This is a genomic window from Nocardia sp. CA-290969 (genome assembly GCF_050936135.1).
Lineage (GTDB): Bacteria > Actinomycetota > Actinomycetes > Mycobacteriales > Mycobacteriaceae > Nocardia.
This window is the reverse complement of sequence record NZ_JBNJNJ010000001.1, coordinates 751,229-764,396: the sequence shown is the minus strand read 5'-3', so window position 1 is coordinate 764,396 and position 13,168 is coordinate 751,229. Positions and strand designations below refer to the sequence as shown.

General features: G+C 68.8%; 13 protein-coding genes. 8 read left to right on the top strand and 5 right to left on the bottom strand.

Features of this window, described 5'->3' with window-relative positions; genetic code table 11:
• Window positions 1-16 precede the first annotated feature (16 nt).
• Window positions 17-481 (bottom strand): MarR family winged helix-turn-helix transcriptional regulator, encoded by a 465-nt coding sequence (locus tag ACQEVO_RS03585; RefSeq protein WP_432908847.1) that lies wholly within the window; start codon window positions 479-481, stop codon window positions 17-19.
• Between the two features lie 84 nt (window positions 482-565).
• On the opposite strand from ACQEVO_RS03585, the gene ACQEVO_RS03580 reads away from it, so the two are divergent.
• On the top strand, window positions 566-1,843 hold the full coding sequence (locus ACQEVO_RS03580; RefSeq protein ID WP_432908846.1) for a multidrug effflux MFS transporter: 1,278 nt from the start codon (window positions 566-568) through the stop codon (window positions 1,841-1,843).
• 95 nt (window positions 1,844-1,938) lie between these two features.
• Here the strand turns inward: ACQEVO_RS03580 and ACQEVO_RS03575 are convergent, their stop codons facing one another.
• Window positions 1,939-2,115, bottom strand: a complete 177-nt coding sequence (locus ACQEVO_RS03575; protein WP_432908844.1) for a hypothetical protein — start codon at window positions 2,113-2,115, stop codon at window positions 1,939-1,941.
• Between ACQEVO_RS03575 and ACQEVO_RS03570 the strand changes: the two genes are divergently transcribed.
• Both ACQEVO_RS03570 and ACQEVO_RS03565 read left to right on the top strand, forming a co-directional pair.
• The gene (locus ACQEVO_RS03570) at window positions 2,114-2,887 is read left to right on the top strand and encodes an SAM-dependent methyltransferase (RefSeq protein WP_432908843.1); all 774 of its coding nucleotides are present in this window, start codon (window positions 2,114-2,116) and stop codon (window positions 2,885-2,887) included. The two genes, ACQEVO_RS03575 and ACQEVO_RS03570, sit on opposite strands and share 2 nt — an antisense overlap.
• Before the next feature lie 28 nt (window positions 2,888-2,915).
• Entirely contained in the window at window positions 2,916-4,187 is a 1,272-nt protein-coding gene (locus ACQEVO_RS03565; protein WP_432908842.1) for a diguanylate cyclase domain-containing protein, read from the top strand.
• Window positions 4,188-4,193: 6 nt separating this feature from the next.
• On the opposite strand, the gene ACQEVO_RS03560 is transcribed toward ACQEVO_RS03565, so the two are convergent.
• A complete protein-coding gene (locus tag ACQEVO_RS03560; protein WP_432908840.1) occupies window positions 4,194-4,859 on the bottom strand; it encodes a TetR/AcrR family transcriptional regulator in 666 nt (221 codons plus the stop codon).
• 260 nt (window positions 4,860-5,119) lie between these two features.
• Here ACQEVO_RS03560 and ACQEVO_RS03555 point away from each other — a divergent pair, with 260 nt between their 5' ends.
• The 3 genes from ACQEVO_RS03555 (at window position 5,120) to ACQEVO_RS03545 (ending at window position 8,741) form a co-directional block, all read left to right on the top strand.
• A complete protein-coding gene (locus tag ACQEVO_RS03555) occupies window positions 5,120-6,082 on the top strand; it encodes a TauD/TfdA dioxygenase family protein (RefSeq protein ID WP_432908839.1) in 963 nt (320 codons plus the stop codon).
• A gap of 289 nt (window positions 6,083-6,371) precedes the next feature.
• On the top strand, window positions 6,372-6,926 hold the full coding sequence (locus ACQEVO_RS03550) for a TetR/AcrR family transcriptional regulator (RefSeq protein WP_432908837.1): 555 nt from the start codon (window positions 6,372-6,374) through the stop codon (window positions 6,924-6,926).
• Window positions 6,927-6,995: 69 nt separating this feature from the next.
• Window positions 6,996-8,741 (top strand): alpha/beta fold hydrolase, encoded by a 1,746-nt coding sequence (locus ACQEVO_RS03545; protein WP_432908836.1) that lies wholly within the window; start codon window positions 6,996-6,998, stop codon window positions 8,739-8,741.
• Between the two features lie 108 nt (window positions 8,742-8,849).
• Here ACQEVO_RS03545 and ACQEVO_RS03540 read toward each other — a convergent pair whose 3' ends face one another.
• A complete protein-coding gene (locus ACQEVO_RS03540) occupies window positions 8,850-9,500 on the bottom strand; it encodes a TetR/AcrR family transcriptional regulator (RefSeq protein WP_432908834.1) in 651 nt (216 codons plus the stop codon).
• 123 nt (window positions 9,501-9,623) lie between these two features.
• On the opposite strand from ACQEVO_RS03540, the gene ACQEVO_RS03535 reads away from it, so the two are divergent.
• Window positions 9,624-10,037 carry a Dabb family protein gene (locus ACQEVO_RS03535; RefSeq protein WP_432908832.1) on the top strand — a complete coding sequence of 138 codons (414 nt, stop codon included), beginning with the start codon at window positions 9,624-9,626 and terminating at the stop codon, window positions 10,035-10,037.
• Window positions 10,038-10,120: 83 nt separating this feature from the next.
• Here the strand turns inward: ACQEVO_RS03535 and ACQEVO_RS03530 are convergent, their stop codons facing one another.
• Entirely contained in the window at window positions 10,121-12,169 is a 2,049-nt protein-coding gene (locus ACQEVO_RS03530; protein ID WP_432908830.1) for a DHA2 family efflux MFS transporter permease subunit, read from the bottom strand.
• A 229-nt stretch (window positions 12,170-12,398) separates the two neighbouring features.
• On the opposite strand from ACQEVO_RS03530, the gene ACQEVO_RS03525 reads away from it, so the two are divergent.
• A complete protein-coding gene (locus tag ACQEVO_RS03525; protein ID WP_432922306.1) occupies window positions 12,399-13,130 on the top strand; it encodes a dienelactone hydrolase family protein in 732 nt (243 codons plus the stop codon).
• Window positions 13,131-13,168: the final 38 nt, after the last annotated feature.

Genomic DNA, 13,168 nt, shown 5'->3' with positions numbered 1-13,168 from the left:
ACCCGGCGAGAAAACCTCAGTACGAGTCACGGTTCTCGCGCAGTACGCGATCCAGCGCCTCGAGCGCGTCTTCGGCCGACCGCAGCGCGGCGACTTGTTCGTCGTCGAGCCGGGCCATCGCCTGTTCGACCGTGCCCGACCACACACTGTGAATGGTTCGCCGGGCACCGAAGGATTTCTCGGTCGGCGAGAGGCGGATCACCCGGCGGTCGGCCGGATCCGCCGAGCGCGCGACCATCCCGCGTTCGACCAGCCCGCGTACCGCGGCGCTGACATTGCTCTGCCGCATGCCCAGCCGTTTCGAGAGTTCGGTGACGGTGATCCCGGGGGCGGCCAGGATCTGTTTGAGCACGGCGAGTTCCGTGGTGGGCAGATGCGGTACGCCGGCGACTTCCGGGACGAGCCGATGCACCGTCCAGGCCAGGTCACGCAGGACCGTCGGCAGGTCGCGGCCACCGTGGGCGCGACGATCGGAGTTCATGCCGTCAGAATATCGCATCGTTTGACATATATATTTTTTCATAACTATTCTGAACCGGTCCTTTCCACGTCCAGGAAGCAGCCCATGTCAGAAACCGCCGACCCGCGCGCCCATTCGATCGGTCCCGCGCTGATCGCCGTGCTCGCCCTGCTCACCGCGGTCGCACCGCTCGCGACCGATATGTATCTGCCGGCCTTCCCGGAAATGGCCGGCGAACTCGGCGCGAGCGCGTCCGGGATCCAGCTCACCCTCACCGCGTTCCTGCTCGGCCTCGGCCTGGGGCAGTTGTTCCTGGGACCGCTCTCCGACACCTACGGCCGGCGCCGGCCGCTGCTCGCGGGGTCGCTGGTCTGCCTGGTCGCCAGTATCGCCTGCGCGGTCGCGCCCACGGTCGAGATCCTGGGTGTGGCCCGGTTCGTCCAGGGACTCAGCGGGGCCGCCGGGGTGGTGCTGGCCCGGGCCATCATCTCCGATACCGCTCGCGGCGCGGCGGCGGGGAAGTTGATCGGGGTCGTGACGGTGATCAGCGTGATCGCGCCGGTCGTCGCGCCCGTCTCGGGTGGCGCGATCATCAACGCCACCGGATGGCGCATCGTTTTCGCCGCCCTCGCGGTATTGACGCTGCTCATGTTCCTGGGCGCGGCGATCTTCGCCGAGGAATCACTGTCCGTCGCCGCCCGTACCCGCGGTGGGTTCGGGGCCACGCTGCGCAGTGCGCGGGCGGTGCTGGCGAACCGGAACTACACCGGCTACCTGCTCGCCTTCTGTTTCTCGTTCGCCGCGATGTTCGCCTATATCTCGGCCTCACCGTTCGTGATGCAGGACGTGATGGGCCTGTCGACCGGTACCTATTCGCTGCTGTTCGGGCTCAATGCCCTCGTCATCGTGGTGACCAGCGGTGCCTCGGCGGCACTGGCCGGCCGGGTCGCCTACCGCACGATGATCGCCATCGGCCTGACCAGCGCCGCCCTCGCCACCACCGGGTTGCTCATCGCGGTACTGCTCGGCACGCCGACGATCCCGGCTCTCGTCCTGTTCGCATGGTTCCAGGGATCGATGGGTTTCATCTTCTCCAACGCCACCACGCTGGCCTTGGCGGAAACCGATCAGCACGCCGGCACCGGGTCGGCCTTCCTGGGGTGCCTCCAGTTCCTCCTCGCCGCCGCGGTATCGCCGCTGGTCGGCCTGTGGGGTGAGGCAACAGCGACCCCGATGGCCGTTCTGATGCTCGGTGCCGTTGCCCTGGCGGTGCTGGCCTACGTCGTGCTCACCCGCGCGAACACGGGCGGTACCACCGCGCCGGCCCGGGAAACCGGAACCGCCCCGGAGACCGCCGGGAAAGTTCTCACTCCTGTTTCCTGAGAACCTCTTTCGTCCATGACCGGAAATGATCTCCGGCGGCCGGGCGATGCAGGCCACGGCCGGTGTCGGGGGCACGGGCTATTATTCGCACAGTGTCATCCGGTCCACGCGGTACCGCGCCCGGGGGCACCGGGCCGCCGCTCCACGGCCGGCCCGTAGCGCAGCGCAGGGGTTTCCCGTGCCCGGCCGGACGATTCCGGCCGGGTCCGGATATCGAGCGCAGGAGGGGACGAGATGGACAGGCCGGCATGGGCACCCGACGGTGTGGACATGATGCAACCGAGCCCGGCGCGGATGTACGACGCGCTGCTGGGCGGTTCGCACAACTTCGAGGTCGACCGGCTGGCCGCGCAGCGCGGAAGCCGGCTGGTACCGGATCTGCCGCGGCTCGCGTTGAGCAACCGTGCATTCCTGCGCCGGGCGGTGCGGTTCCTCGTCGAGGCCGGTATCACCCAATTCCTCGATATCGGTTCCGGTATCCCCACGGCCGGCAATGTGCACGAGATCGTCCGCGAATGCGATCCGCGCGGCCGGGTGCTCTACGTGGATATCGACCCGGTCGCCGTCGCACATTCGCGGGCGATCCTGGTGGGCGACGAACGGTACGGCGCCATCGAAGCCGATCTGCGCGAACCGGCCGAATTGCTGGCGCGGGTCCGCGATACGGGGCTGATCGATTCCGGGCAGCCGGTCGGGATCCTGCTCATCGCCGTCCTGCACCTGCTCGCCGACGCCGATCTGCCGGCGGCGAAGGTCGGGGCGCTGCGGGAGGCGGTGGCCGGCGGCAGCTATGTCGCCATCTCTCATCTCACCTCCGCGCTGCGCCCCGACGATGCCGAGGCCCTGCACCATTCGTCGCGGGAGGGCAACCAGGTCGGGATCCAGTTCCGCTCGCGCGCCGCGATCACCGCGATGTTCGACGGCTGGGAGCTGGTGGAACCCGGTGTGGTCGAACTACCCCTGTGGCGGCCGGAATCCGACCGCGACCGGCACGAAGAGCCGGGCCGGTCGCTCGGTCTGGCCGGCGTAGCGGTCAACACCTGACCCGGGCGGTCCGGCGATGGGGCGTGCGGTGACGGTACGAGAGCTCGCGGTCGGCTGGGCCGACGCGCTCGACGGCACGGTGGCCCCGACCCTGACCCGCGACCGGATCGAGGACCTGCTGACAGTCCAGGTCGAACTACTTCTCGATGCCCTGCGCGGGAACACCGGTCCCGAAGCAGCACACGGTGCGGCCGAGGCGCTGGTCGCGGCGAACTACCGCGACCCTCGGGTGGTCGCGGGGACGATCCCGTTGATCTGTGGTGCGCTCGCCGAATACGTGCACGCGACCGGCCGGTTCCGTGAACCCGGCGGGGTGTCCGAGCGGGCGATACGGGTCGCCGCCGAGTTCGCCGCGGGTTACACGGCGGCGCTGCGCTCGGTATCGCTGTCCGAGCAGGAGGCCATGCTCGCCGCGGCGCTGGCGTCCGCGCAGGAGGCCGAGCGGCGGCGCGAACTCTCCGAGGCCCGGTTCGCGGCGGTGTTCGCGGGTGCCTCGGTGGGGATCGGGACGGTCGACACCCACGGCCGTGTCCTGGAGGCGAACGCCGCGTTCGCGGAAATGCTCGGTCTAGAGGTCGGTCAGATGCCCGGCCGCCCGGTATCGGATCTGGTGGGTAAGGCCAATATCGGCGAGGCGTACGCCAGGATGACACAGTTGCTGGCGGGCAGTATCGACCGGTTCCGCCTCGAACTCGACCATCTCCGCCCCGACGGCGCGCGGACCGGGATCGACCTGTCGATGTCGGCGGTACGCGACCACAGCGGGCAGGTACGTTTCCTGATCGGCGTCGCCGTGGATGTCACCGAACGCCGGGAACTCGCCGACCGCCTCTGGTACGACGCCAACCACGACGAACTCACCGGCCTGCCCAACCGCGGCCATTTCTTCCAGCGCCTGGCCACGGCGTCACCCCCGGTCGGGGTGGCCTACCTGGATCTGGACGGTTTCAAAGCGGTCAACGATCACTGGGGGCACACCGTCGGCGACGAGGTGCTGCGCATCGTCGGCGCCCGCCTGCGGCAGACCGTCACGGCCGCGGGCGGACTGGCGGCCCGCCTGGGCGGTGACGAATTCATCGCGGTGCTCGAGCGCTGTACCGGAACCGGCGAATTGTCCACGCTCAGTGTGGCTCTGCGCCGTTCACTCACCGCACCGATGGATATCCGGGGCCGGACGATCACCATCGGGGCGAGTATCGGCACGGTGTATCTCGAGGAGGCGCCGACCGAGATCGATGAGGCGATGCAGGCGGCCGATACCGCCATGTACCGCAACAAAACCAGCCGTCCCCGCTACTGACCGCCGCTATCCGGACTCTTCCGGAACGGCGCCGGCTCGCAGCGTCCGGCCGGTGGACGGGGCATGGAGCAACCCGTCGCAGGCATCGATGAGATCGGCCAGCCCCGCCTCGTCCGGCATATTGCCGGACCGGCCGAAGCCGGCCAAGGTGCGCAGCATACTCCCGTAGACCATGGTGATGCGCTGGCGCCGAACCGCTTCCGGTAACCCGGCGACCGCCGCGCGCAGCGCCCGGTCCACGGCGAGTCCACTGGCCGTGACCCGCGGGTCGGCCGAATGGAAGGCCCGGTCGAGGATCTCCGAACCCATCAGCCGGTCGAGCAGACCCGCGTAATGATGCCCCCGGCGGACACTGCTGACCAGCGGCAGCGCCAACGCCCACAGCGCCTCCCGGGTGGTCAGCAGCCGGCCGTCGGTGGTCAGCTCGCGAACCAGGGCCTCCCGTTCGGCGTTGATCACCGGCAGGCGGTGGTCGAGTACCGCGCGCAGCAGATTCTCTTTGGAACCGAAGTAGTAGCCGATCACCGAGGCGTTGTGTTGGCCTGCGGCAGCGCGGATCTCGGCGAGAGTGACGGCCTCGTACCCGCGCTGGGCGAACAGCCGTTCCGCCGTTTCGATCAGCAGTGCCCGGGTTTCCTCGCCGGCCTGGTAGCGGCTGCGTTTGGCGGTCATTCGGTGGTTCAGCTCGTTCCGGGTTCGTTCCGAGGCCGGTTTTCCGCGAATCGGTACGACCCGGCGCGGTGATCGGAATCTTTCGGTGCCGTCGTACCGGAGCCGGAAGGCTTTGTAAAGGGAAGGACGCATACCGATCGCATGCCTTCGCAAATTAATACGCCGCGATTACTTTCCATCTATACCGACGAGGGCGCCCATCGGTCATCCGGCCGGGGCCCGAATCACCGCACCGCCGCCTAGATCCACCGGGAGAAACCGTGACCACCACCGAAACCCGCCCTGTCACCGCCGCGGATATCTATGCCGCCGGCGGGATCACCGTCAGCAAACTCGGTGAGAACATCGGTGCGCTCATCCAGGGCGTCCACGCCGGCGGGGACATCTCCCGGGAGACCGCCTACGCGATCCGCTACGCGCTTGCCGCCCACAAGGTGATCGTCTTCCGCGGCCAGCACCATCTCGACGATGCCGAGCAGTACCGTTTCGCCGAAACCCTCGGCACCCCGACCACCACCCATCCGACCCTGACCTCGGAAGACAACCGGACCCTGGTGATCGAGGGCGCCGCCAACAGCTGGCATACCGATGTCACCTTCATCGACCGCCCGCCGAAGGCTTCCATCCTGCGTGCGGTCGATATCCCGCCCTACGGCGGCGCCACCACCTGGGCCTCCACGGTCGCCGCCTACGAGCAGTTGCCCGCGCCGCTCAAAGCGCTGGCCGACAATCTGTGGGCCGTGCACAGCAACGAATACGATTACGCCGGCGTCCACGCCGACCCGAAACGTGCCTCCGCGCTGAGGGACCGGATGCAGAACTTCACCCGCATCGTCTTCGAAACCGAGCATCCGGTGGTCCGTGTGCATCCGGAGACCGGTGAGAAGTCACTGCTGCTGGGTCATTTCGTCAAGAATCTGATCGGCCTGAAGCCCTCGGAATCGACGGCGATCTTCCAGCTGCTGCAGGAGCGGATCACCCGCCTGGAGAACACCCTGCGTTGGGCGTGGACCCCCGGCGACCTGGTGATCTGGGACAACCGCGCCACCCAGCACTACGGTATCGCCGATTACGGCGACCACAAGCGCAGCGTGCACCGGGTGACCCTGGCCGGCGATGTCCCGGTGGCGGTGGACAACTCCACCAGCCGGATCCGCACCGGCGACGCCTCCCATTTCTCGATCATCGATCCCGCCGATCGCTTCCCGGGATTCGGCGCCTGATATCCCCACCGCTCGCGGGACCGGTCACCGACCGGTCCCGCCGCCGTTCCCGAACGGCCTCCGACCGCACCGGGCCGCCGCCGCACCCGGCCACGGCCACATCCTGTTTCGCCGCTGCATTCGCGCATACCGGCCGCCACTCGGGGATCGAACACGGGCGTCCCGGTACCGCGGTCACCAAGGCCGGACACCGCTGATCGGGAACAACGGCGACCCGGACCCGGCCGCCCGGTTCCATGACGACGGCCGATCTGTTGACTTTTTATGCAGACCGGTCTACTTTTCAGGCATGGGTGCCAAAGGAGCCGAAACCAGGCAGCGAATGATCGAGGCGACCCGCGCGTCCATCGAACGCCGCGGCTACTTCGGCACCGGACTCAACCAGATACTCGCCGACAGCAATACTCCGCGCGGCTCGCTGTACTTCCATTTCCCCGGCGGGAAGGACGAACTCGTCGCCGCCGCGATCACGCAGACCTCGGGCGTGATCGATACCGCGATCGCGGAGGCCGATCTCACCGATCCCGCCACCGCGGTCACCGGCCTGCTCACCCTCCTCGGTGACCGGCTCGAAGCCTCCGGCTGGCAATGCGGCTGCCCGGTAGCCACCGTCGCACTGGAGGTCTCGGGCACGAACGATACCGTCGGGCGCGCCTGCGCGGAGGTCTACGAACGCTGGACCGAGGCCTTGCGGATCAGCCTGCATGCCACCGGCCACCGCAATGCCCAGGATCTGGCGGTATCCCTGCTGGCTCTCATCGAGGGCGCACTCCTGCTCGCCCAGACCCACCGAACGCGCGAACCGCTCGAGCGTGCGGCACGGGTCGCCCAGACCCTACTCTGACCCGCCGGGATCAGAACCCACTTCTCGCACGCCACAAAATATGTAGACCAGTCAAGTTAGGAATCTGCCATGCCCACCCCTGATTCCCTCGTTTTCGGCGCCGCCGGGTTCATCGGACGCGCCCTTGTCGCCCACCTCCTGCACAACGGGCACACGGTGGCCGCCGCCGTACGCCCCGGCAGCGGCGACCGGCTCACCTCCTGGCTCGACGAGCGCGGTGCCGAGCGCGGGCGGCTGATCGTTCTCGACTGCGATATCACCGACCCCGAACTGGGCGACGTCGGCCGGGCCGGCCTCACCGGCATCCGCGATGTGTACAACTGCGCCGCCCTGTTCGCCTTCGGGGCCGATCCCGCCCTGGCCCGGGCCGTGAACATCGATGGCGCTCTGCACATCCTGGACTGGACCGCGCAGCTCCCCGATCCGCGTAGGCTCGTCCATATCAGCGGCTACCGGGTCGCCGGCCCGGATTCCGCAGAACACGATTACGACGTCGGCGCCTACGAGGCCTCGAAATCCGAGTCCGATGCGATCTTGCGGAAACGGGCCGCGGCCGCGGGGATTCCGCTGACGATCGCCAACCCCAGCACCGTCGTCGGCCCGGGCCAATACATCGGTCTCGCCGAACTCGCCCGCGACCTGTGGTCCGGCAAACTCCCCGCGCTCCCCGGCAACGCCCGCACCCTGCTACCGACCCTCGACCTCGACTATTTCACCGAGTTCCTCGCCGCCCTCCCGGACAACCCGGACACCGCGGGCCGCTCCTACACCGTGCTGGACCCCGCGAGCCCGCCGCTCCCGGAACTGATCGGCACCCTCGCCCGGCATATGCACGTCCGCCCACCACGTTTCACGATCCCACTGGGCCTGGTCGCCCGGCTCCCCCGCCGGCTCACCGGGGTGGACGAGGAGCGGCTGGCCTTCCTCGCCGAGGACCGCTACGACACCTCCGCCGCCGATGCCGTGGCCTCCGCCGCAGGCCTCACGATGCCGCCCGCCGACACCATCCTGCGCACCTGGGCCGACCACCTGGTGAGCAGCCGTTTCGGCGCCACCGCGGCGGATCCCACCGCCGGCTTCGACAACGGCCGTTGGGTGAGCGGCGACAACCGGACCCCGGATTTCGTTCTCCTGCACGGACTTCCTACCGACAGCGAAGCCTGGCGCCCGGTCACCGCGGCGACCGGCGGATCCTCCTACACCATCGACCTCCCCGGGCTCGGCCGTTCCGCTCCCGGCCCCGACCCCACCCGCTACACACCCGATGAGCTGATGGCCGCGGTCACCACCCGCCCGATCCTGGTCGGACACTCCCTGGGCTGCCTCCCGGTGCTGCGCTACGCGGCCGCCCACCCCGACCGCATCGCCGGAATCGTCTTGATCGCACCGGCTTTCCTGCAACCGCGCGCTTCCTGGCTCACCCGCCTCCCGATCACCGCCCCGATCCTGCGCCGTCTCGGACCGGACCGTCTCGCCGCCACCCTCGGCGTACCGCCCGGCCCGGCGATCGAGAGCGCGAGCGCGAATCTGCGCCGCCCCGGCGTGGCCCGGCGAACCGTCCAGGCGCTGCGCGCGGCGAGCCGGCCGGAGCGCCGCGCCGAAGCCGGCCGCCTGCTCGAGGAGGTCACGGTGCCGGTCCATATCGTCGCCGGCTCACGCGACCCGCTCACCACACCGGCCGCGGCGCCGATCACCGTGATCGAGGGAGCCGGCCACTACCCGCATCTCACCCACCCGGAACAGGTAGCCGAAATCCTGACCAGTGTTCGCCACCGGTTCCCGCACAACGCCGACGCCACCGGCCGGCCCGCGTGATCGCTGCGCGTGAGCGGTCCACGGGGTTACCGCGGCATGGTCTTCGGTTCCACCCCGTGGCCCGCGCGCACAGCCGGAAGTGCGTGTTGTCCGGCCAAGCCGGTGCCGTCAGCCGGCGGGGGTGTCACCGCCGTAGGCCGCCAGGAAGGTGCGCGTCGCGGCCGCGGCGACAGCACGTAATTCCGCCTGGCCGACCTTGCGCGTCCCGTGGGCCGACCGGTTCTCCAGCGGTCCGGTGAGCAGCGCGAGAAACTGTTCCGCCGCCACGGCGGGATCGGTGATGCGGAGCCGGCCGGACAAGGCCAGAAGCCCGAACCGGTCGGTCAGGGCGGCCAGGGTGCGGCCGGCCGTCCTGTCCCGGACCGACGCGACCAGGTCGGGGAGGCGGTTCGATTGCGCCATGGCGAGCCTGCGCAGGGCATGCGAACGGTCCCCGGCACAGATCCGCAGGAGCCGCCGGGCCGTATCCTCCAGCGCGGCAGCGAGGTCGGCACCCGGATCGCGCAGCCGCTCGATCACGGCGTGGCATTCGGCACCGACCTCCTCGGCGACGCGTTCCAGCGTCACCCGGAGCAAATCCTCTTTATCGCTCAGGTGGTTGTAGACGGTGGGTTTGGCGACACCGGCCTCCTCGGCGATCTCCCGCACACAGGCCTGTTCGTAGCCACGCCGGGCGAAAACGGAGAAGGCCGCGTCGAGGATCGCCTCACGCTTGTCGATCCGCCCTCTGCCCGGGCTCTCCACCGTTCGCGCACGCACGCTCGAAGGATACCCGAGCTTCACCCCGAATTGAACCCATTGGTTCAGTTAGACGAACCGTGTTGACATTCCCGACGGGTACCTTAATCTGAACCCACTGGTTCAATTGATGGAGGTTTTCCGGTGATAGTCAACATATTGCGCTTCCGGTTCCACGACGATGTCCCTGCCGAGAAGCAGGCTGCCGTCGTGGATCTGATGCGCCGTACCGCGAGCGTGGAATCGGTCGCCTTCGGCACCGTGGGCCGCGATATCGGCGATCCGCGCGACGGGTTCACCCACGCCTACTGCGCCGCGGTCGCCGACCTCGCGGCACTCGAGCGCTACCTGCACGACCCGGTGCATCTGGCGGGCGATCCGCAGATCCTGCCTTACCTGTCGCGTCTTTCCGCGGTCCGGCTGTCCGACGATCCCGATCCCGGCATTGCCGACAAGATCCAGGAACTGCACCTGGCGAAGGTCCGGACCTATCCCGACTGGGGCCGGATGCTGGCAGCGGTCACCGACCGGACCATCGTCACCGAGCCCGCTCCCTGACGCCGCGCGTGGAGTACGAACCCGCCCCGCTCGGCCGAAGGCCGCCCGCGCGGTCCGGCACGGCCGGCACCTGAGCGTCCCGGCTACCTGCCCGGTCCGGTCGAATCGGCGAAGGTGGGGCGACCGGCCTGCTCGTTCAGCAGGTCGCCGGCCATTCTGTCCAGCGCCTGTTCGAGCAGGGCCCGGTCGGCGGGATCGTCGAAGGTCCAGTCCTCCAGCCGGCGGTCCAGCCAGCCCCGCCACACCCGCCGGAAACGCTGGGCCTGCCGTTCCCCGCTCGCGGTCAGGCGCAGCGAATCCCCTTCGACCGCCACGAATCCGGCGTTCGCGGTGTCACGGTAAACCGGTTCGAGTACACCCACCGGGACCATATGGTCATCCGCGATACCGGTCAGGGTCGCCCCGCCCCGCACCCGGTCGCGCAGATGGACCGCCCCGATCGCCCAGGCCACCGATTCGGAGAGTTCGCCGCCGGTGAGGTCGAGCAGCGAAGGCCCGGGCAGGCCCGCCGCCTTCCGCTGGTCGCGCCGCAATATCTGCGCGACAGCATGTTCCAGCTGGTCGGCCCGGTCGGCGGAATCCGGCATCGCGAAACCCTCGCCCAGTTCCGCGGCGCGGGCGCGGGTGCTGTCGCGCAGTGGTATCTCGCGCAGGAACCACGCCACCACGAAACCGGCCAGCGCCACCGGCACCACCCACCGGAACACGGTGTCGATGGCGGTCGTGTAGGCCTCGATGATCGGCGCCGCCAGGTCGGCGGGCAACGCCCGCAGGGCGGCCGGGTTCTGCGCGGCCTCCGGGGGCACTCCGGTCTCGGCCAGCGCCGCGGCCAGGGCCGGATCGAGTTTCCCCGTGTAGAGGGTGCCGAACACCGCGGTACCGACGGCGCTGCCCACCGTGCGGAAGAACGTCACACCGGAGGTCGCGGTACCCAGCTGCGCGTAGGGCACGGTGTTCTGCACGACGATGGTGAGCACCTGCATGGACAGGCCGATGCCCATGCCCAGGGTCAGCATGTACAGCGATTCCAGCCAGATACCGGTATCGCGGCCCATGGTCGACATCAGGTACAGGCCCAGCGCCATCACCGCCGCACCGGCGATCGGGAAAGGTTTGTAGCGACCGGTGGTCGAGACGATATTGCCGGAGATGATCGAGGTGACCAGCAGGCCGAACACCATCGGTAAGGTGCGCAACCCGGACTCCGTCGCCGACACACCGTCCACGTACTGCAGATACGTGGGCAGATAGGTCATGGCACCGAGCATCGCGAAACCCACGATGAAACTGAGAATCGAGCACACGGTGAACACCCGGTTGCGGAAGAGCTCCATGGGCAGCATCGGCTCGGGCGCCCTGGCCTCCACCAGGACGAACGCCGCCAGCAGCAGAGCCGCACCGGCGAACAGGCCGATGATCATCGGCGAACCCCAGGCGTATTCGGACCCGCCCCATTCGAGTCCGAGGATCAATCCGGCCACCCCGAGCGCGACCAGCGCGATCCCGAGGTAATCGATCACCGGGCGCACGGCCGGGCGCACCGTGGGGATCGTCCGGGCGGCCAGCACGATCATCACCACCGCAACCGGAACATTGATGTAGAAACACCACCGCCAGCTGGCGTGATCGGTGAACAGGCCGCCCAGCGTCGGCCCGAGTACGGTGGTGACCCCGAACACCGCACCCATCGCACCCTGGTACTTCCCGCGCTGCCGCAACGGAATGACATCGGCGATCAACGCCATCGCGGTCACCATCAGCCCACCGGCACCCACGCCCTGGATCCCCCGGGCGATGATCAAGGTCAGCATGTCCTGGGCGACCCCGGCGAGTATCGACCCCAGGATGAAGACCACCGCGCTGATCTGGAACACCGGTTTACGACCGAAGAGGTCGCCGAATTTGCCGGCCAGCACCGTCGATACGGCCTCCGCGAGCATATACGCGGTGACCAGCCAGGCCATATGCCCGGCGCTGCCGAGATCGGCGACGATCGTCGGCAGGGTGGTCGCCACGATCGTCTGATCCAGCGCCGCCATCAGCATGCCGAGCACGATGGTGACGAACACGATGTTGCGGCGGCGGCGATCGAGCGTCGGCGCCGTATCGGGAACCTCGCGGGTGCCGGTCATCCGCCGAGTATCGGCGACCGACGCCCGGTAACCGCGGCGGGACACGCGACCTCCGGCAATCCGGTCACACACGCCGGCGGCCGACCGAATGGTTCCCGAACACGTCGAGATCGCCGACGCCGAAATGCATACACAGCTGCCGAGCCGGCTGACGCCACGTCGGACCATGACCGACCCGAACGACTGAACGGGGTTCGCGGGGCGCGCGGTAGGGTCGGCGACCGTGACGATGATCGAGATTTCGCTTCCCGGTGGCAGTGCGGAGGGCTATGTGTCCGGTGAGTCCGGGCCCGGGGTGCTGCTCTTCCAGGATGCGATCGGGTTGCGCCCGCAGATCGAGCGGATGGTGGACCGGATCGCGTCGTGGGGTTATGTGGTGCTGGCGCCGCATGTGTTCTGGCGGGATGGGCGGGCCGCGGACCTCGCGCCCACGGTGGACCTGCGTGATCCGGCGAGCCGCGACGCATTCTTCGCTTCCGGGGTGGGTGAGCGGATGGCCCGGCTCACGCCCGAGGTTCTGCGGGCCGACGGCGCGGTCTGGCTGGAAACCCTGCACGGGCTGCCCGGAGTGACCGGGACCGCGGTCGGCGCCACCGGCTACTGTTTCGGCGGTCGGATCGCGCTGCGCCTGGCCGCGTACCACCCGGACGAGGTGGCGGCGATCGGGATGTTCCACACCGGCGGGATCGTCACCGACGACCCCGGCAGTCCGCACACCGAGGTCCCCCGGGTCCGGGCCGCCGTGCTGGCCGGGCATGCCGACAACGACGGCTCCAACACCCCCGAACAGATCGCGGCCTTCGATACGGCATTGAAGTCCGCCGGTGTCGATTACCGCACGGCCGTCTACCCGGACGCATTCCACGGGTACACCATGGCCGATACCGCCGCTTATCAGGAAGAAGCGGCCGAGCGGCATTTCCGGGAGCTGCGGGAGCTGTTCGACCGCACCCTGAAGTAGGTCGGTCGGAGGTGGTGGCTCGTTCCAGGAACAGTTGC